Here is an 18,852-nt window from a genome sequence, read left to right on the forward strand (position 1 = left end):
AACGCGCGCGACGAACCGTCGTCGCGCACGCCTCAGTTCTTTTTGTCAGCCGGTTTCGCCTTCGCGTCTTCCGCCTCCTTCTTCGCCTTGGCCGCGTCCGCCTGCAGCACGGCGAGCGCCACTGCGGTGCCGCCGCTGTCGAGCGCCGCGATCATCCGCTTCGCCTGGTCGGCGAGATCGCCGCCATGCGGGCTGTATGCGATCGGCTCCAGTGCCACCCGCGCCGCCTTGGTCTCGCCGTCCTGCAGGAGCACCCGCGACGCCTGGAGCCGCAGGCCGATATTCTGCGGCGACAGCTTATAGGCATAGAGCATCGCGTCGCGCGCGCTCTTCGGTGCGCCCTGGCCCGCCTGGCCGAAGCTCTCGTAATAGAGCTGAGGCGGCCAGGAATAGAGAGGGTCGATCTTGTTCGCCGCCAGGAACCAGCGGCGGGCCACGGTCCAGACGGCGGGGTCCTTGTTCTCTGCCTTCTTGGCAATCGCCATCTGAGCCATGCCCTTGTAGATCAGCGCGTGGACCGATTTCGGATCCGCGGCCAGCGCCCGGTCCGCTGCGGCATTGGCTTCGGCCAGATTTCCGGCGTCGAACTCCGCCTCGGCCAGCGCATTCTGCGCCCCGGCGTCGTTGGGATAGGGAGCCGCGAGCTGCCGCGCCTGTGCCACCACTTCCTTGGCCAGCTTCTGGTCAACGCCGTTATAGGATCGCATCATCGCTGGCATCACCGCTGCCTCGCCGGGCGTGAGCGGCCGCGTCGTGACTTCGCCAATCGGCAATTCGCTCGCGCTCAGTTCGGTCGCCGGAAGTCCCTTGCGTGCGCCATAGGCGTTCAGCTTGAGGTCGAGCGATGAGGTCAGGCCAAGCGCCGCTTCGGCTTCCTTGGCGGGTTTTCCCTCGTTGATCGCCGCTATATAGGCGGCGAGCTGCTTCGACCGGTCCTTGTCGAACATCAGATAATGAGTCAGCAACCAGGACCGCCCGTAGAAGATCTGCATCTGCATGGCGTCGCGATAGTCCGGCCGGCCCGCCACCAGCTGTTCGACCGGCAAGTCGTTCATCCGGCTCATGCCGTACATGCGATAGGTTGGGCCCGCTCCGATGACGACACCGCCGTCACGCAGGGTCTTCGCCGTGGCGAAGAGTTCGGCAAAGCCCTCACTGAACCAGGTCGGGAAGACGACGTCGCCCCAGCTCGAATACATCAGATGATGGGTATATTCATGTTGAAGTACGGTGCGCGGGCTCAGCATCCCGCTCGAATCCGACGGGCTCTGCGCCGGAACGAAGGCGAAGGGGCCCGACGGATAGCTGCCCCTGTAGTAGCCGCCGACGTTCGAGTTCTTCATGCCCAGCATCTTCTGCACATCGGCCATCGACGGCAGGACGAACACGATCACCCGGGCATTGGACCCGACCTCCCTGTCCCGGAGGTTCAGCGCGACGCGGACGGCGCGGTCGAACCGCTCGAGCTGGGCAGTGGTAGCCTTCACCTTTTCAGGTGAATCGTCGGCATAGACCAGGAAATGCTCGGATTTTCCCTGTTGCCATTCGGCATGGGCAAGCGATGGCGCCAGGCACAGAACCCCAGCCAGCAACAGCTTACGAAACATCGAAAATCCCCCAAAAGATACCTGATGCTAGCGACGCAGCGACACGCCCGCAAGCAAACCTCGACAGGGGTCCGTTCCTCCCTGTCCAGCTATCCCGATCAGGTCGGCTTGTCCGCCTGAAGCTTCACCAGCCGGTCGTACATCTCGCGCGGCGTCTCGTGCTTGGTGGAGCCCGCAAGGCGATAGCGCTCCTGGTCCTTGTCGCGCTTGGCCTTTTCCTTCGGGGTGAGGCTGTCCTTCTCGGAGAAGGCCGCGAGCCTGATGGTCACGATCGCGTCCTTGATGGCGCCGTGCGCCTCGAAGCTGGAGGCGAGTTGGTAGCGGACTTCATTGTCGAACGGCACCAGGTCCAGCGCCCTGTACAAGGCGTTGTGCGCGTCCGCCGTCGGCAGTATCCCCTGCATCCTGAAGCTGTCGAAATAGGTCTTGAGGACGAGTGGATCGTCGGGCGCCTTGCGCGCGGCGTTCGCGACGATGCGACGTGCCGCGGTCCATGCCGCGGTATCGGTCGATTTCGCCTCGCTCAGCGCGTCGAGCTTCAGCAGGCCCTGGTGCATCATCGCCTGCGGATCGTCGGGGGCGATGGCGTTCCACCGTTCGACCGCGACTGCATAATCGGCGCGATCTTCGGCCAGGCGATCGGCCTCGGCACGCAGGCGCAAGGTGAAGACCGTCTCTCCCGCTCTCGCCGCATCGGCGCGTACGCGCGCGGCGAACCGCTTCGCATCCGCTTTTGGGATACCGTTGAACAGCTGAAGATCGTCCAGCACCATGATGGCATGGTCGGCGGGCAGCGGCTCGACCGTGATCGGCTTGATCAGGACGGGCTTGAAGGTGATGCCGGTCGCCGGCAGCCGGGGGCGGCGGCTGTAGCTGATCAGCTCCGCATTGAGCTTGCCGAGATCGCCAAAGGCGTTGTTGGCGGCTTCCTCGAACGACTTGCCGCTGTTGATCTCGTTCAGATATTTGGCGAGCTGCCCGTCGCGCTTTCCGCCGAGCGTCAGATAATGGGTCAGCAGCCAGCCTTCGGCATAAAGCCATCCCAGGTCTTCGCCCATATCGTCATAGGTCCGGGCTTTCAGGATCTCGCGAACATTGACCCACCGATCGAACGCGAACGTGTAGTAACGCCCTTCCGATTTCTGGCCGACGATCACTTCATCGGTATCGTCCACCTTCGATGCGCCGACGAATTCGGCAAAGCCCTCCTCATACCAGGGCGGATAGGCGACCCTGTAATATTGGAACATGAAATGATGAGTCAGCTCGTGGAACAGCACGAGTTGGGACGAGAAGCCGTGAGCGCTGTCATTGGCGCGGCTGATCACTGAGTACGGCCCGCGCACATTCGCTTCGTAATAGCCTGCGACACCGGCCTGCGGAAACGGCATCGACCGGTACACGTCGTCATATCCGGGCAGGACGAACAGCTTGACCTTCAGGCCGGGCTTGTCCTTTTCAAGGCCCGTCACTGCGTGCTGCAGCAGGTTCAGCTTCTCCAGCCGTTCGGCCTGGTGTCGCACATTGGCTTCGCTGTCTTCGCTATAGACGATGAAATGCTCCGACTCCGCCTTGTACCATTTGGCATACGCCGCGCCCGGCAGGCACATCGCCCCAGCCAACAACGGCGCTACTACTTTGCGAATCATCACTTATTTCCCCCGAAACCTGACGACGACGGTGTAGCGCGCGATAAAGCCTAGAGAAAGCTGTAAGGATCCACATCGACCACGACTCTGACCTTGCTCGGCCAGTCGAGCTTGCCCAGCCAGTCGCGGATCACATCCTGCACATCGAGCGCACGCCGGGCATGGACCAGCAGGCGGAACCGGTGCCGCCCGCGCAGCATCGCCAGCGGGGCGGGGGCGGGGCCGTACACCTCCATCGCCTCCAGCTTCGGCGCGGTGCGGCCGATCTGCGTCGCGATTTCCTGCGCCGCCGCCTGGTCCTCGCTCGACACCACGATCCCGGCGAAGCGGCCGAAGGGCGGGGCTCCGGCCTCGCGGCGGGATTCGGTCTCGGCTTCGTAGAAGGCGTCGGCATCGCCCGTCACCAGCGCACGCATCACCTGCGCGTCCGGGCTGTGCGTCTGGATATAGACATGCCCCGGTTTCTCGCCGCGCCCGGCCCGGCCCGCCACCTGCATGATCTGCTGGAAGGTGCGTTCGGACGCGCGCAGGTCGCCGCCGCCAAGCCCCAGATCCGCGTCGATCACCCCGACCAGCGTGAGGTTGGGGAAATGATAGCCCTTGGTGACGAGCTGAGTGCCGACCACGATGTCGATATCGCCTGCCTCCATGCGGTGGACGAACTCGGCTGCCTTGGCCGGCGACCAGATCGTGTCCGAGGTGACGATCGCGGTCTTCGCTGCCGGGAACAGCGCGCGCACTTCGTCGGCGATCCGCTCCACCCCCGGCCCGACCGCCACCAGCGTATCCTCGTTGCTGCACTCCGGGCAGGCGCGCGGCACTGGCTCGATATGGCCGCAATGATGGCAGGCCAGCCGCGCGACCAGCCGGTGCTCGACCATCCACGCCGTGCAATTGGGGCATTGGAAGCGGTGCCCGCAAGTCCGGCACAGGGTCAGCGGCGCATAGCCGCGCCGGTTGAGGAACAGCAAAGACTGCTCGCCGCGCTCGAGCCGTTCCTCGATGCCCTTGACGATCGCCGGCGCGATCCAGCGCCCGCGTTCGGGCGGGTTGGCGATCAGGTCGATCGCTTCGATCGCCGGCATCTCCGCAGCGCCCCAGCGCCCGGGCAGCTTCAGCTCGGCATAGCGCCCCAGCGCGACCTGCTGCCGCGTCTCGATCGCCGGCGTGGCCGAGGCGAGGATCACCGGGCATTTCTCGAACAGCCCGCGCATCACCGCCACGTCGCGCGCATGATAGTGCACGCCCTCTTCCTGCTTGAAGCTCGTCTCATGCGCTTCGTCGACCACGATCAGGCCGAGATTGGCATAGGGCAGGAACAGCGAGGAGCGCGCGCCCACCGTCACCAGCGCCTGCCCGCTGGCGATCGCCCGCCACGCGCGGCGCCGCTGCGACTGACGCAGCCCCGAATGCCAGGCGACCGGCGCCACGCCGAACCGCGCGGCGAAGCGCTGCAGGAACGGCTCGGTCAGCGCGATCTCGGGCAGCAGCACCAGCGTCTGCCGCCCGGCCCGGATCGCCGCGGCCACCGCTTCGAAATAGACCTCGGTCTTGCCGGAGCCGGTGACCCCATCGAGCAGGGTCGGCTGGAACGCTTCCGCCGCGACATTGGCGATCAGTACCTTCGCCGCCGCGCGCTGGTCCGGCGACAGCGCGGGTACGCCATGCTCGGGATCGGGCAGGGGAAAGGGGCTGTCGATATCCACCTCGACCGCTTCCAGCGCCCCGGTCTTCACCAGCCCGCGGATCACGGCGTCGGAGACGTCGGCGGCCAGCGCCAGCTCGCGGATCAGCCCCTGGCGCTCGCCGATCCGCTCGATGGCCTGTTCGCGTTGCGGCGTCAGCCGGTCCGGCACCAGCCCGGTCGCGCGATATTCGGTGACGGTCCGCCCGCCCTCGAGCGCCGAGGTCGAGGCAAGCGCCATGCGCGCGACCGAGGCGGGCGGGGCGAGATAATAATTGGCGGTCCATTCGATCAGCCGGCGCAGCGGCGCCCCGAGCGGCGGCACCGGCATCACGCCGACCAGATTGCGCAGCCTGTTGTCGCCGACCTCGGCGTCGGACGGCATGTTCTCCGGTTCCCACACCACGCCGATCAACTGGCGCGGCCCCAGTGGCGCGACGACGATCGACCCCGGCTCGACCTGCATCCCATGGGGAATGCGGTAATCGAGCGGGCCGAGCGCTGAATTCATGACGAGGACGCGGGCGCGGGACACGGCGCCCATATGGCGGCTCGGCGGCCCCGCGCAAAGCTTCCGCATGCAGCCGCTTCGGCGCTATGGTCGGATCATGTCCGGTCTCGCCCCCGAATTCGCCGATCATCTCCGCCGAGACCGGCGGCGATCGGTCCACACGATCCGCGCTTATGAAGCGACGGCCAACCGACTGATCCACTTCCTCGAAGGCCATTGGGGCGGCGCCGTCTCGCGCGATTCGCTCGGCCGGGTCAGCGCGGCCGATCTGCGCGCCTATCTTGCGTTGCGCCGGGGCGAGGGGCTGGGCAATGCGTCGGCGGCGCGGGAATTGTCGGCGGTGCGCTCCTTCCTGGTCTTTGCTGGCGGGGCAGGGGCGGCACCCCGGGTGAAAGGGCCGCGCGTCAAGAAAGGCGTGCCGCGCCCGATCTCGCCCGACGAAGCGGTCGCACTGGCCGAAGATGTCGAGGAGAATGCCGCCTTACCCTGGATCGGCGCGCGTGACTGGGCAGTGTTGATGCTGCTCTACGGCGCCGGCCTGCGTGTGGGCGAGGCGACGGGCCTGACCGGCGCGATACTCCCGCTCGGCCCGACGCTCAGCGTCACCGGCAAGCGCGACAAGACCCGGATCGTGCCCCTGCTGCCGCAGGTGCGCGACGCGATCGAGGCCTATCTCCAGACCTGCCCCTGGCCGATCTCCCGCGACGCGCCGCTGTTCCGCGGCGCCAAGGGCGGGCCGCTGTCGCCTGCGATCGTGCGCCGCTCGGTCCAGGCGGCGCGAATCCGGCTGGGGCTGCCCGAACGCACCACGCCCCATGCGCTGCGCCACAGCTTCGCGACGCATCTGCTCGGGCGCGGTGCCGACCTCCGGGCACTGCAGGAGCTGCTCGGCCATGCCAGCCTCAGTTCCACCCAGATCTACACGGCCGTCGATGCGGCGCATCTGCTCGACGTCTACCGGAATGCGCATCCGAGGGCTTAGGATGACCGCTTCCCTTCACCTTCCCCGGCGAAGGCCGGGGCCCAGTTGGGGGACGATTCTGATTGGCGTTGCGCCCTGTTACATAAGCTTTCGCGACTAGGCCCCGGCCTTCGCCGGGGAAGGTAGTGGGGGAAAGCGACTCTACCCCCGCGGCTTCCACGTAAACACGCGCCACACATAAACCAGCACGATCCCCACCATGATCGCCAGCGCGCCGGGGCCGATGAACCGGTCCAGCTCATGGAAGTTCGCGCCGAGATACCAGCCGCCCCACGTCAGGAAGCAGTTCCACACCGCACTGCCCGCCGCGGTCCACAACAGGAAGCGCCAGCGTGGCATGCAGGTCATGCCGGCGGGCAGCGAGATGATCGTGCGGAAGGCCGGCATGAAGCGGAACACGAAGACGATCCACTCGCCGTGGCGCGTGAAGAAGGCGTGGAGCCGCTCGACCTCATGCCAGTCCACGGTCAGCCAGCGGCCGTGCCGGTCGACCCAGGGCTTCAGCCCGAGATAACCGAAGCGCCGGCCCAGCGCGTACCAGAAATAATTGCCGACGACCGTTCCCGCCGTGCCGACCGCGATCAGCGGCAAGGCCTCCATCTGCCCGCGCGCCACCGCGATGCCGCCCAGCCCCATGATCACCTCGGACGGGATCGGCGGGAAGACATTCTCCAACACCATCAGCACGAAGATGCCGAAATAGCCGCCCCAGGCGGTCAGATCGATGATGAACTCGGTCACGAAAGCTTACGCAGCGACCTTCGCCTCGATCGCATCCCAGATCAGGCCCGCCACATCAGTCCCGTCGAACCGCTCGATCGCGACGATCCCCGTGGGCGAGGTGACGTTGATCTCGGTCAGCCATTTGCCGCCGATCACGTCGATTCCGACGAACAGCAGCCCGCGCTTCTTCAGCTCGGGTCCCAGCACCGCACAAATCTCTTCCTCTTCGGGCGTCAGGATCGATTTCTCCGCCGACCCGCCGACCGCGAGGTTGGATCGGATCTCGCCCGCGCCCGGTACGCGGTTGATTGCACCGGCCACGACGCCGTCGATCAGCACGATGCGCTTGTCGCCCTTCGCCACGTCGGGAAGGAAGGCCTGGATCATGTGCGGCTCGCGGTACGCGGTGTTGAACACCTCGATCAGCGCCGACAGGTTCGCCCCGTCACTGCCGACCTTGAAGATCGCCTTGCCGCCATTGCCGTGCAGCGGCTTGACCACGATCTCGCCGTGCGTGGCGAGGAAGGCGCGCGCCTCGTCGAGCGAGCGCGTGACCAGAGTCGGCGGCATGAAGCGCGCATAATCGAGCACGAACACCTTCTCGGGCGCGTTGCGGACATTGGCGGGGTCGTTCACCACCAGCGTCTCGTGCGCGATCCGTTCGAGCAGGTGAGTCGCTGTGATATAGCCCAGGTCGAACGGCGGATCCTGCCGCATCAGCACGACATCGGCTTCTTTGCCCAGGTCGAGGCTGACCGGGTCGCCGAAGCTGAAATGGTCGCCCGCGACGCGCTGTACCGTCACCGGATGCGCCTTGGTCCAGACTCGGCCGTCCGAATAATTCAAATCCTCGGCGGTGTAGTGGAACAGTCTGTGCCCGCGCGCCTGTGCCGACAGCATCAGCGCAAAGGTCGAATCGCCCGCAATGTTGATCGAATCGAGCGGGTCCATCTGGACGGCCACGGTGAGCATCAAGGGACCTCTTGTTCGTGCGGTGGTGGCGGCGATGTAGGGTGCGCGGCGGCGGAAGTCACCCGATCCACGCATTCTCGATATGACGTGGCCGCGTGCCGGGCGCGAGCAGGATCACGTCGACGCGGATGTCGTCGCCCGGCCCGGCATATTTCGGCATCAGGAACTCCGCCGCCGCCGCGACCCGCGACAGCCGGCGCTCATCGATCGCGAAGTCGAGCTCGGCCGAGGTCTTGCGCATCTTCACTTCGACGAACGCGACGAGGTTCCCGCGCCTCGCGACCAGATCGACCTCGCCCGCCGGCGTGCGCACGCGCCGATCGAGGATGCGCCAGCCCTTGAGCCGCAGCCACCATCCGGCCAGCCGCTCGCCGCGACGGCCTGAGGCTTCGGCAAGACGGCGGTCACGCGCCACCAACTCCCCTCCCTTCAAGGGAGGGGCTGGGGGTGAGTGCGCGCGTCCGCGCGCCCAAAAAGAATCGTCTCACCTCACCCGAAGCGTCGATCGGGGCATCGAGCCCCGCTCGACGCTCACCCACCCCTTGCCCCTCCCTTGAAAGGGAGGGGTGAAGAAGAGCGGCCCCCATCACCCCTTCATCTCCAGCGCCCGGGCATAAAGCTCCTTGCGATCCACCCCGAGCTTCTTCGCCACCTCGCTCACCGCTTTCGCCATCGGCAACCGCGTCAACGCCTCGGTCAGCGCCGCCTCCGCATCGTCAACGCTTGCCGCCTCGGGCTCGCCCGGTGGTGCCACCACCACCACGATCTCCCCCCGCGGCGGCGCATCGGCATAGCGCGTGGCGAGCGACGACAGGGTCCCCGTCACCGCTTCCTCGAATTTCTTGGTGATCTCCCGCGTCACCGCTGCGTCGCGGTCGCCCAGCCCCTCGGCCAGTGCCGCCAGCATCGCCCCGAGCCGCGGACCGGATTCGTAGATCACAAGCGTCGCGCGAACCGACCCGATCTCGGCGATCGCCGCCGCGCGCGCCTGCGCCTTGGGCGGCAGGAAGCCGCAATAGAGGAACCGGTCGGTCGGGAGTCCCGCCAGAGTCAGCGCGGCGATCGCGGCACAGGGCCCGGGAATCGTCACCACCAGATGCCCGGCCGCGCGCGCGTCGCGCACCAGCTTGTAGCCGGGGTCCGAGATCAGCGGGGTGCCGGCGTCGGACACCAATGCCACCGCCTCGCTGCCCATCCGTGCGATCAGGCCGGGGCGGACATGTTCGGCATTATGGTCATGATAGGGTGTCATTGGCCGTTTGACGCCGATATGACGCAGCAGACCCGCCGTCACACGCGAGTCTTCGACCGCAACTACGGCGGCGTTCGAGAGTATATGCGCAGCGCGCGGGCTCAGATCGCCAAGATTGCCGATCGGGGTGGCAACGATATAGAGACCGGGCGCGAGTTCGGCGTTCATTGGAGCAGTCATGGCAGAGGCCCTATCGATACCGCAACGGGGAGCGAAGCTTCTTCGTGCAGCAATCATCGCGGGAGCATTGGTCCTGAGCGGCTGCCAGTCGGTGGTGCCCCGCGGTCCCCGCACAGGCCCGCCGCCGCCGCCGCGCGTGGTCCAGGAACAGCCGCAGCAGGTCCAGCCGGGCATCCCGGTCGACGTCGCGCGCCACCGTGTCGCGCTGCTGGTGCCGCTGACCGGCTCCAATGCCGGCGTCGGCCAGAGCCTCGCCAATGCGACTCAGCTCGCCCTGCTCGATACCAAGAACGAGAAGGTGCGGATCACCACCTATGACACCAATGGCGGTGCCGCCGCCGCTGCGCAGCGCGCGCTGGCCGAGGGCAACAAGCTGATCCTCGGGCCGTTGCTCGGCGAGGATGTGCGCGTGGTGACGCCGATCGCACGGCGCGCCGGCGTGCCGGTGATCAGCTTCTCCAACGACGTGACCGCCGCCGGCAACGGCGCATATCTGATGGGCTATGCGCCCGCCCAGGCGATCGGACGCGTGGTCGACTATGCCAAGGGGCGGGGCGTGACCGATTTCGCCGGGCTGGTCCCCAACGGCACCTTTGGCGAGCGCGCGTCGACCGCGTTCCTGCGCTCGGTCGAGAGCGCGGGCGGGCAGGTGCGCTCGCTCCAGACCTATGGTCGCACGCCCGGCGCGATCACCTCGGCGATCACCCGCCTGGCGCAGAATGCCCCGTTCGGTGCCGTGCTGATCGCCGACAGCGGTGCGACCGCAGCGACGGCAGCCCCGCTGATCCGCCGCAATGGTGGCGCGACGGCGCATATCCTCGGCACCGACCAATGGAATCTGGAAACGTCGATCGCAGGGCGGCCGACCTTGAACGGTGCCTGGTTCGCCAGCGTGTCGGACGAATTGTACCGCCACTATGCCGCCAAATACCGCGCCCGCTTCGGTGCCGCACCCTATCGCCTGTCGAGCCTCGGCTATGATTCGGTGCTGCTGACGGTGCGCATCGCGCGCGACTGGCCGGTCGGCAGCCCGTTCCCCGAGGCGCGGCTGCGCGATCCGGGCGGGTTCGTCGGCATCGACGGCCCGTTCCGCTTCGGCCGCGACAGCGTCGCCGAACGCGCGCTCGAGGTTCAGGAGATTCGCGCCGGGGCGACCGTGGTGGTCTCGCCGGCGCCGACCGGTTTCTGATTCAAATCGTCCGCGAGACATAGGATCAAAGAGCGAATCGGGCGCCTGGCGTCCGGTTCGCTCTTTCTCATGGTCGATGAAATGTTGGACGGTTTTGCTGCTGTTTCAGCGAAAGAACAGCGGAAAAGTGCAGCATTTTCCGCTGTTTTTTCCGCTGTTATCCATAACAGCGGAAACGCCGCGCAAGCGACTGGAAATAAAGGCGTAATTCGCCGCCAAAATCCAACATAACAGCGGAAGAAAAAAAGAAACCGGAAAACGGCGCTTTTGTTGGACGCTCAGGCGGCGTCGTTGACGATTTCGGGCAGGATCGCGTCGAGCAACAACATGCCCGCCTCGGTCACGGTCAGGTGGTCGCCGCCGCGGACAAGCAGTCCCTGTTCCTGCAACCGGACAGCGGCGGGCCAATGGATCAGCGCATCGACGCTGGTCTCGCCCAGCCGCGCGATCCGCGCGAGGTCGACGCCCTCGCGCAGGCGCAGCCCCATCAGCAGCGCCTCGGTCGCGCGGGTATGCGGGGCGAGCGGTTCCTCGCTCTCGGTGCCGTGCTGGTTGCGCTCGACCGCGCTCATCCAGTTTTCGGGCTTCTTGCGGCGCACCGTGGCGAGCCCGCCGCGCCGGCCATGTGCGCCCGGCCCGATCCCGGCATAGTCGCGGTAGCGCCAATAGGTCAGGTTGTGCCGGCTCTCGGCACCTGCCCGGGCATGGTTGGAGATCTCATAGGCCGGGATACCGGCGGATGCGGTGATCGCCCGCGTCGCCTCGAACAAGTCGGCGGCGCTGTCGCCATCGGGGATGACGATCCGCCCCGCCGCTGCCTCGGTGGCGAAGCGTGTGCCTGGCTCGATGGTGAGCTGGTAAAGCGACAGGTGCTCGGTACCGAAGCCGATGGCGCGGGTCAGCTCGGCCTCCCAGTCGGCGAGCCGCTGGTCGGGCCGGGCATAGATCAGGTCGAAACTCACTCGGGCAAAAGCCCGCTGCGCGGTGTCGAGCGCGGCCAGGCCTTCTGTCTGGTCATGCGCCCGGCCGAGGAATTTCAGCGCCTGGTCGTCGAGCGCCTGCAGCCCGAGCGACACCCGGTTCACCCCCGCCGCCGCGATATCGGCAAAGCGGGCTGCCTCGACCGAAGAGGGGTTGGCCTCGAGCGTGATCTCGACATCGGGTGCGAAACCCCAGGCCCGTTCCGCCGCGTCGATCACCGCCGCGACCGTCTCGGGCGGCATCAGCGAGGGCGTGCCGCCGCCGAAGAAGATCGAACCGAGCGTGCGGCCCGGCAGTTGGTCGGCTTCATGGCGCAGGTCGGCGAGCAGGGCGGCACGCCACGCAGCCTGGTCCACCTCGGCGCGGACATGGCTGTTGAAGTCGCAATAGGGGCATTTCGACACGCAGAACGGCCAATGGACATAGAGCGCGAGCGGTGGCGTTTGGGGATCGGTCATGCGCGCCCCATATGATCGTGCGAACGAGGCCAGGGAAGAGGCAGGGCGAAGATGCGGTTTCTGCTGATGGCGCTGGTGGTGCTGACGGGCTGCTCGGCCGCCGCTCCGCCCCAGAGCGAGCGGGTGATCGAGGAGCGCGGCTTCTCAGGGATGGCACCGCGCGGCGAGGCGCTGATGCGCCAGGCGATGATCGACGCGCATAACCGCGCCCGCGCCGCGGCCGGAGTGCCGGCGCTGGTCTGGAACCCGACGCTCGCGGCCGACGCCGAGCGCTACGCCCGCGACCTGGCGCGCACCGGCAAGTTCGAGCATGCGGAACAGCCCTCGGGACCCGGGCGCCAGGGCGAGAATCTCTGGACCGGCACCCGCGGCGCCTATCGTTACCCGGAAATGGCCGCCCACTGGGTCGACGAACGCCGCGACTATCGCCGCGGCTCGACCCCTGACTTCAGCGTGACAGGGCGCTGGGAGGATGTGGCCCACTACACCCAGATCATCTGGCGCCGCACGACGCAGTTCGGCTGCGCGACGGCGAGCAATGCGACGGATGATTATCTGGTGTGCCGCTACACCCCGCCGGGGAATGTCGTGGGGCAGATGCCGACCTGAAAATCCCTCTCCCAGTGGGAGAGGGAAGGGGCCCGCGCCGAAGGCGTGGGAAGGGTGAGGGTGACTTGCAGCCCGACGTCCGTCACCCTCACCCTTCCGCAGCTTCGCTGCTCCCTCCCTCTCCCGCTGGGAGAGGGAATTAGAAGGGAGAGGGGCTTAAAGCACCGCGGCCATCATCGCATCGAACGCCCGTGCGCGGTGGCTGATCGCCTTTTTCGCATCGGGCATCTCGGCAAAGGTCAACTCGCTACCTTCGGGCACAAAGATTGGGTTGTAGCCGAACCCGCCGGTCCCGCGCGGGGGCCAGACGAGCGTGCCGTCGACCCGCCCCTCGAACCACTCGACATGCCCGTCGGGCCAGGCGAGCGCGAGCACGCAGGTGAAATGCGCATCGCGGCTTGCCTCGGGCCCCACTGCCTCGATCGCATCGTTGACCCGCTGCATCGCCACCCGGAAGTCCTTGCCTTCGCTCGCCCAGCGCGCGGAGAAAATCCCCGGATCGCCGTTCAGTGCCTCGACGCACAGGCCGCTGTCGTCGGCGAGCGCGGGCAAGCCGGTCAGGTCGGCCGCCTGCAGTGCCTTCAGCTCGGCATTGGCGAGGAAGGTGGTGCCGGTCTCCTCCGGTTCGGGCAGGTCCAGCTCGGCGGCCGAGACCGGCTCGATCCCGTACGGGCCGAGCATCTCGAGGATCTCGCGCACCTTGCCAGGGTTGTGGCTGGCGATGACGAGCTTGCCGGGTGCCAGCTTGCGGATTGCCTGGGGCGGGACTTCGGTCATTTCGCGACGGCCCTGGCCTGGGCGGCGAAGATGTCCGAGCAGCCGATCCGGGCGAGGCGGAGCAGGCGAAGCAGCGCTTCCTCGTCATAGGTCGCGCCCTCGGCCGTCGCCTGGGCTTCGGCGATATTGCCATTCTCGAGCAGCACGAAGTTCGCATCCGCATCGGCGTTCGAATCCTCGTCATAATCGAGGTCGAGCACCGGCGTGCCCTGATAGATGCCGCAGGAGATCGCCGCGACCTTCTGGCTCAGCGGATCGACCGTCAGCTTGCCCGAGGCGAGCAGCCCGTCGATCGCGAGGCGCAGCGCGACCCAGGCGCCCGAGATCGAGGCAGTGCGCGTGCCGCCATCGGCCTGGATCACGTCGCAATCGAGCACGATCTGGCGCTCGCCGAGCAGCTTCATGTCAGTGACGGCGCGAAGGCTGCGGCCGATCAGCCGCTGGATTTCCTGGGTGCGGCCGGACTGCTTGCCCTTGGCTGCCTCGCGCTGGCCGCGCGTATGGGTGGCGCGCGGGAGCATGCCGTACTCGGCGGTGACCCAGCCTTCGCCCTTGCCGCGCAGGAAGGGCGGGACCTTCTCCTCGACCGAGGCGGTCACCAGCACCTTGGTGTCGCCGAAGCCGATCAGCACGGAGCCTTCGGCATGACGGGTGAAGCGCGGCTCGATCGTGATCGTGCGCATCTGATCGGGGGCGCGGCCGGATGGGCGCATTGGGGAAATCTCCTGAAACGGGTCGGGCATGGCACCTAGACGCGACAACGCGAACACGCCAGTCTTGGTGGAGTTCACGGAGACAATATGATGCGCCTTTGGGCCGTGGCATTGATCGTGTCGTTGGTGGCTTTGCTATTGGCACCATCGGAGGCAGCGCGGCCTCCTGATACGATCATCATCCGTATTCGCTCGATCAACATGGTATGCCTCGGATTGTGTCCGGACTTCTCGGTGAGCATCGCGCCGAACGGCGTTGTCACGCAACGTAATTTCGAGCTCGGGAGCGACCACGTCATCGGGACCGAACGCTACAGGCTCAGCGTCTCCGAACGTACCGACCTGACGCGGCGACTCGACAAGCTCAGGCCGATCGGAGATCGTCAGTTCGGGCGGGCGTGTGACGCGTACCCAATGCGCGGGGCTGACAACAAGCGGATTTCAGGCCGGCTCCTGCGCGGCGCCAGCCATTATGACATCCAGTGGCGGGGCAGTGCAGCGCCATCAAGACTCAGAGCCTGTTTCGAAGATGAGAGGGTGCGTCACGCCGTATTCGCTGCGCTGGCAGTCGTGCGCATCAATCCGATCAGCGGTAGGCGCCTTAAAGCTGGTGAAATCGCATCAATCGCGGAATGGTGAGGGCTGGCGGGGATGACAAGCAGCGTTGAGACGCGCATCGTTGCTCCTTACATGACACCCATGTCCGCGCCCCCGATCACTGAACTCAACGACCGCGCGCGTGACGTCTTTCGCGTCGTGGTGGAGAGCTATCTCGATACGGGTACGCCGATCGGATCGCGCACCATCGCGCATCTTTCGGGGTTGAACCTCTCGCCCGCGTCGATCCGCAACGTGATGCAGGATCTGGAGGAGCTGGGCCTGCTCGCCGCGCCGCATACCAGCGCGGGGCGCATGCCGACCGAGATCGGCCTGCGCCTGTTCGTCGATGGCATGATGCAGGCGCTTGAGCCATCGGCCGAGGAACGCGCCGCGATCGAATCGCGGGTGTCGCAGGTCGGGCCGGTCGAGGAGGCGCTCGCTGCCACCACTGCCGCGCTCTCCGGGCTGTCGGCCTGTGCCGGGCTGGTGCTCGTGCCCAAGCGCGAGCTGGTGTTGCGCCAGATGAGCTTCGTGCCGCTCTCTGCCGACAAGGCGCTGGCCGTGCTCGTCGCCGAGGATGGGTCGGTCGAGAATCGCGTGATCGATCTGCCCACCGGCGTGTCGTCCTCGTCGCTGGTCGAGGCGGGCAATTATATGACCGCGATGCTCTCCGGCTTGACCATCGCCCAGGCGCGTGCGCGGATCGAACATGAGATCGGCGAGGAGCGCGCGCTGGTCGACACCGTCGCCCGGACTTTGGTCGAACGCGGCCTCGCCATCTGGAGCGAAGACGGCAATCGCCGCCCCGTGCTGATCGTGCGGGGCCAGGGCCGGCTGATCGACGCGGCGGCCGCGGCCGACCTCGAACGGATCAGCGATCTGCTCGACGATCTGGAGGGCAAGCAGGATATCGCGCGGCTGCTCGACAGCGCCGGCGCAGGCGATGCGACCCGCATCTTCATCGGCGCCGAGAATAAATTATTCTCGCTTTCGGGGTCATCCGTCATTGCGAAACCGTTCCGCGGCCTCGATGGACGCGTGGTCGGCGTGGTCGGCGTAATCGGGCCGACTCGGTTGAACTATGCTCGCGTCGTGCCCATGGTGGATTTCACTGCCGCGACACTCGCGCGGCTCATGCCCTAACAGGATCGAAGCGACATACGATGATCGAAGACGAAAAGATCGAAACGCCCACCGCCGAAGACCTGCGCGAAGAGACTGCGCAGGACGCCCCCGAGCTTGCCGAGCATGACCGCGTGGCGAAGCTCGAGGCCGAACTGGCCGAGGCGAAATCGTCGCTGCTCTATGCTCATGCCGAAGCGCAGAATGTCCGCCGCCGTGCCGAGAAGGAAGCTGTCGATGCGCGCGCCTATGCCGCGACCGCGTTCGCGCGCGACCTGCTGTCGGTCGCCGACAATCTCGCCCGCGGGCTCGAGGCGATCCCGGCCGAGCTGCGCGACGACGAGAAGCTGAAGAGCGTCGTTGCCGGCCTGGAAGCGACCGGCCGCGAGCTTGAATCAGTGTTCCAGCGCCACGGCATCAAGAAGATGAGCACGCTTGGCGAAACGCTCGACCCCAATTTCCACCAGGCGATGTTCGAGCTGCCGAGCGACAAGCCGGTCGGCACGATCGTGCAGGAAATGCAGGCGGGTTACATGATCAAGGACCGGCTGCTGCGCCCGGCGCTGGTCGGGGTGGCAAAGAAGCCCGAGTGAATCCGGCGGGGGTCGATCTGGGCGAATGGCTCAGGCTGGCCCTGCCGCTTTCTATTGGTGGGCTGATCTATTGGCTGGTGGCCCGGCGGGGCGGATGGCGACGGGAAAAGACCGTCGCCGTCGGGGATATCGGCGACCCGTACCGCGTCTTCGCGCGCGATCACGACCGGATTCTGGCGGCGAAGGACGTGCCGGCAGCGCTGGAAGGTCATCGCCTGGATGGTGCGCAGACGCGGGCACTCCGCGATCCCGATCTGTGGGCCGAAGCGGTCCACGCATCCCGGGCGATTCTCGCCACCTATACGCGCGATCGCTCCGAGCAACTGCGCCAGGCGCTCGCGGCCGACCTCGCCGTGGCGCCGCCAAAGGACTGGGCGGTCTGCATCCTGGTCGACCAGTCCGGGTCGATGCGCGGCGACGGCATGCGCAACGCCGCGGCCGCGACGCGGTGGCTGGCCGACAACCTCCACGCGATGGGCCTGCACACCGCGCTGCTCGGCTTCACCACGCTGGGCTGGAAGGGCGGAGAGCCACGCCAGCAATGGCTGAAGGCCGGTCGCCCCGAGCGCCCGGGCCGGCTCTGCGCGCTACTGCACATCGTCTATCAGAATTTCGGCACGGCGCTTCTGGAGCGCGACTGGGAAGTGATGCTGCGCCCGGACCTGCTGCGCGAGAATGTCGACGGCGAAGCGCTCGACTGGGCCTATGGGCTGCTCAAGGTGCGTACCGAACCGCACAAGCTGTTGCTGGTGATCTCCGACGGCGCGCCGGTTGACGACTCAACGCTGATGCAGAATGGCGATACGTATCTGGAGCGCCATCTCCAGTCAGTGATCGAGACGATCGAGGCTGATTCAACGGTCGCTTTGGCCGCGTTCGGGGTCGGCTTCGAGGTCAGTCGCTATTATCAACGCTCGGCATCTGTCGCGGAAATCCCCAAGCTGCCGGAGGCATTGTCCGGTTTGGTCACAAAAAGCATCGCTGAAATGGTCCGAAGCCAATGAACGAAAACCTCACCACCGACCGCCCGACCTTCGTCACGCATCTCGAATGCTCGATGACGGGTGAGCGCTACGAGGCCGACACCCTCCAAGGCCTGTCCCGCGTCGGGCGGCCGCTGCTGGTGCGCTACGATCTCGCCATGCTCCGTGCGATGATTCCGCGGGCGATGGTTGCCGCGCGGCCGACCGATATGTGGCGCTGGCGTGAGCTGCTGCCGGTACGCGCCACGCGCGACGTGGTCAGCCTGGGCGAGATCGAGACGCCGCTCGTGCCGATCCCGCGCTCGGGCGGGTCGAATGTGCTGGTCAAGGACGAGGGGCGGCTGCCGACCGGATCGTTCAAGGCGCGCGGGCTCGTCATGGCGGTGTCGATGGCCAAGGCGCTGGGCGTGACGAAGATCGCGATGCCGACCAACGGCAATGCCGGTGCTGCGCTCGCTGCCTATGCAACGCGCTGCGGAATCGAGACGATCGTCTTTTGCCCCGACGATACGCCCGAGATCAACGTGCGCGAGATCGCGCTGCAGGGCGCGCGCGTCTACCGCGTCAACGGGCTGATCGACGATTGCGGCGCGATCGTCGGCAAAGGCGCGGCGGAAGGGCTGTGGTTCGACTTCTCGACCCTCAAGGAGCCGTACCGGATCGAGGGCAAGAAGACGATGGGGCTGGAGCTGGCCGCCCAGTTCGGCTGGAAGCTGCCTGATGCGATCTTCTACCCGACCGGCGGCGGCACCGGACTGATCGGCATGTGGAAGGCGTTCGACGAGTTGGAGAAGCTCGGCTGGATCGGTTCGCAGCGGCCCCGCATGTTCGCGGTGCAGGCCTCGGGCTGTGCGCCGATCGTCCGGGCGTTCGATGAGGGTGTCGAGCATGCCGAGCGCTGGGAGGATGCGGCGACGGTCGCGGCGGGCATCCGCGTGCCGAAGGCAGTCGGCGACTTCCTGATCCTGCGCGCGGTGCGAGAGAGCGGCGGGCAGGCGATGGCAGTGGGCGATCCGGCGATCCTCAAGGCAGTGGACGATGCCGCGAAGAAGGACGGGCTGCTGCTCTGCCCCGAAGGCGGCGCGACGCTCGCGGCGTACAAGGAGGCGCTCCGCACCGGGCTGGTCGACGAGGACGAACGCACCGTCCTGTTCAATTGCGCGACGGGCCTGAAATACCCGATGCCCGAGGCGAACGACACGATCGACCGGCATGCGGAGATCGACCTGGCTGCGCTCTGACTCGCCTTCCGGGGGGTGGCGGCCGT

The 18,852-nt window shown here is 66.8% G+C and carries 19 protein-coding genes; 9 read left to right on the top strand and 10 right to left on the bottom strand.

The genetic code is table 11. The features are described from left to right. Nucleotides 1–32 precede the first annotated feature (32 nt). The 3 genes from WC729_RS24295 to WC729_RS24305 form a co-directional block, all read right to left on the bottom strand. Nucleotides 33–1,607: a DUF1570 domain-containing protein gene (locus WC729_RS24295; protein WP_372857035.1), complete on the bottom strand. Its 1,575-nt coding sequence runs from the start codon at nt 1,605–1,607 to the stop codon at nt 33–35. 98 nt (nt 1,608–1,705) lie between these two features. Then, nucleotides 1,706–3,256 (bottom strand): hypothetical protein, encoded by a 1,551-nt coding sequence (locus WC729_RS24300; RefSeq protein ID WP_372857036.1) that lies wholly within the window; start codon nt 3,254–3,256, stop codon nt 1,706–1,708. Between the two features lie 50 nt (nt 3,257–3,306). Then, a complete protein-coding gene (locus WC729_RS24305; protein WP_372857037.1) occupies nt 3,307–5,520 on the bottom strand; it encodes a primosomal protein N' in 2,214 nt (737 codons plus the stop codon). Between the two features lie 28 nt (nt 5,521–5,548). Here WC729_RS24305 and WC729_RS24310 point away from each other — a divergent pair, with 28 nt between their 5' ends. Next, complete coding sequence (locus tag WC729_RS24310; RefSeq protein WP_372857038.1) at nt 5,549–6,433, top strand: tyrosine recombinase XerC; 885 nt, start codon at nt 5,549–5,551, stop codon at nt 6,431–6,433. A 141-nt stretch (nt 6,434–6,574) separates the two neighbouring features. On the opposite strand, the gene WC729_RS24315 is transcribed toward WC729_RS24310, so the two are convergent. From WC729_RS24315 to rsmI, 4 genes are all read right to left on the bottom strand, one after another. After that, nucleotides 6,575–7,174, bottom strand: a complete 600-nt coding sequence (locus WC729_RS24315) for a DedA family protein (RefSeq protein ID WP_372857039.1) — start codon at nt 7,172–7,174, stop codon at nt 6,575–6,577. 6 nt (nt 7,175–7,180) lie between these two features. Beyond that, nucleotides 7,181–8,131, bottom strand: a complete 951-nt coding sequence (gene gshB / locus WC729_RS24320; protein WP_372857040.1) for a glutathione synthase — start codon at nt 8,129–8,131, stop codon at nt 7,181–7,183. 55 nt (nt 8,132–8,186) lie between these two features. Continuing rightward, nucleotides 8,187–8,543: a YraN family protein gene (locus WC729_RS24325; RefSeq protein ID WP_372857041.1), complete on the bottom strand. Its 357-nt coding sequence runs from the start codon at nt 8,541–8,543 to the stop codon at nt 8,187–8,189. Nucleotides 8,544–8,714: 171 nt separating this feature from the next. Continuing rightward, complete coding sequence (rsmI, locus tag WC729_RS24330) at nt 8,715–9,548, bottom strand: 16S rRNA (cytidine(1402)-2'-O)-methyltransferase (RefSeq protein WP_372857042.1); 834 nt, start codon at nt 9,546–9,548, stop codon at nt 8,715–8,717. 10 nt (nt 9,549–9,558) lie between these two features. On the opposite strand from rsmI, the gene WC729_RS24335 reads away from it, so the two are divergent. Further along, complete coding sequence (locus WC729_RS24335; protein WP_372857043.1) at nt 9,559–10,749, top strand: penicillin-binding protein activator; 1,191 nt, start codon at nt 9,559–9,561, stop codon at nt 10,747–10,749. A gap of 69 nt (nt 10,750–10,818) precedes the next feature. Then, nucleotides 10,819–10,980: a hypothetical protein gene (locus WC729_RS24340; RefSeq protein WP_372857044.1), complete on the top strand. Its 162-nt coding sequence runs from the start codon at nt 10,819–10,821 to the stop codon at nt 10,978–10,980. A 47-nt stretch (nt 10,981–11,027) separates the two neighbouring features. Here WC729_RS24340 and hemW read toward each other — a convergent pair whose 3' ends face one another. Beyond that, the gene (gene hemW, locus WC729_RS24345; RefSeq protein WP_372857045.1) at nt 11,028–12,188 is read right to left on the bottom strand and encodes a radical SAM family heme chaperone HemW; all 1,161 of its coding nucleotides are present in this window, start codon (nt 12,186–12,188) and stop codon (nt 11,028–11,030) included. Nucleotides 12,189–12,239: 51 nt separating this feature from the next. Between hemW and WC729_RS24350 the strand changes: the two genes are divergently transcribed. Beyond that, complete coding sequence (locus WC729_RS24350) at nt 12,240–12,797, top strand: CAP domain-containing protein (protein ID WP_372857046.1); 558 nt, start codon at nt 12,240–12,242, stop codon at nt 12,795–12,797. Nucleotides 12,798–12,953: 156 nt separating this feature from the next. On the opposite strand, the gene rdgB is transcribed toward WC729_RS24350, so the two are convergent. Both rdgB and rph read right to left on the bottom strand, forming a co-directional pair. Next, nucleotides 12,954–13,574 carry an RdgB/HAM1 family non-canonical purine NTP pyrophosphatase gene (gene rdgB / locus WC729_RS24355; protein WP_372857047.1) on the bottom strand — a complete coding sequence of 207 codons (621 nt, stop codon included), beginning with the start codon at nt 13,572–13,574 and terminating at the stop codon, nt 12,954–12,956. Next, nucleotides 13,571–14,287: a ribonuclease PH gene (gene rph / locus WC729_RS24360; protein WP_372857048.1), complete on the bottom strand. Its 717-nt coding sequence runs from the start codon at nt 14,285–14,287 to the stop codon at nt 13,571–13,573. Before rph ends, rdgB begins: the two co-directional genes overlap by 4 nt. A gap of 87 nt (nt 14,288–14,374) precedes the next feature. Here rph and WC729_RS24365 point away from each other — a divergent pair, with 87 nt between their 5' ends. From WC729_RS24365 to WC729_RS24385, 5 genes are read left to right on the top strand one after another with little or no spacing between them, the layout of a single operon-like run. Continuing rightward, a complete protein-coding gene (locus WC729_RS24365) occupies nt 14,375–14,926 on the top strand; it encodes a hypothetical protein (RefSeq protein ID WP_372857049.1) in 552 nt (183 codons plus the stop codon). Nucleotides 14,927–14,986: 60 nt separating this feature from the next. Continuing rightward, complete coding sequence (hrcA, locus tag WC729_RS24370) at nt 14,987–16,030, top strand: heat-inducible transcriptional repressor HrcA (protein WP_372857050.1); 1,044 nt, start codon at nt 14,987–14,989, stop codon at nt 16,028–16,030. Between the two features lie 20 nt (nt 16,031–16,050). Then, entirely contained in the window at nt 16,051–16,602 is a 552-nt protein-coding gene (gene grpE, locus WC729_RS24375; RefSeq protein WP_372857051.1) for a nucleotide exchange factor GrpE, read from the top strand. Beyond that, a complete protein-coding gene (locus WC729_RS24380; protein WP_372857052.1) occupies nt 16,599–17,606 on the top strand; it encodes a hypothetical protein in 1,008 nt (335 codons plus the stop codon). The genes grpE and WC729_RS24380 overlap by 4 nt, the downstream gene beginning before the upstream one ends. Beyond that, entirely contained in the window at nt 17,603–18,826 is a 1,224-nt protein-coding gene (locus WC729_RS24385) for a threonine synthase (RefSeq protein ID WP_372857053.1), read from the top strand. Before WC729_RS24380 ends, WC729_RS24385 begins: the two co-directional genes overlap by 4 nt. Nucleotides 18,827–18,852: the final 26 nt, after the last annotated feature.

It is taken from the genome of Sphingomonas sp., assembly GCF_041661825.1.
Lineage (GTDB): Bacteria > Pseudomonadota > Alphaproteobacteria > Sphingomonadales > Sphingomonadaceae > Sphingomonas.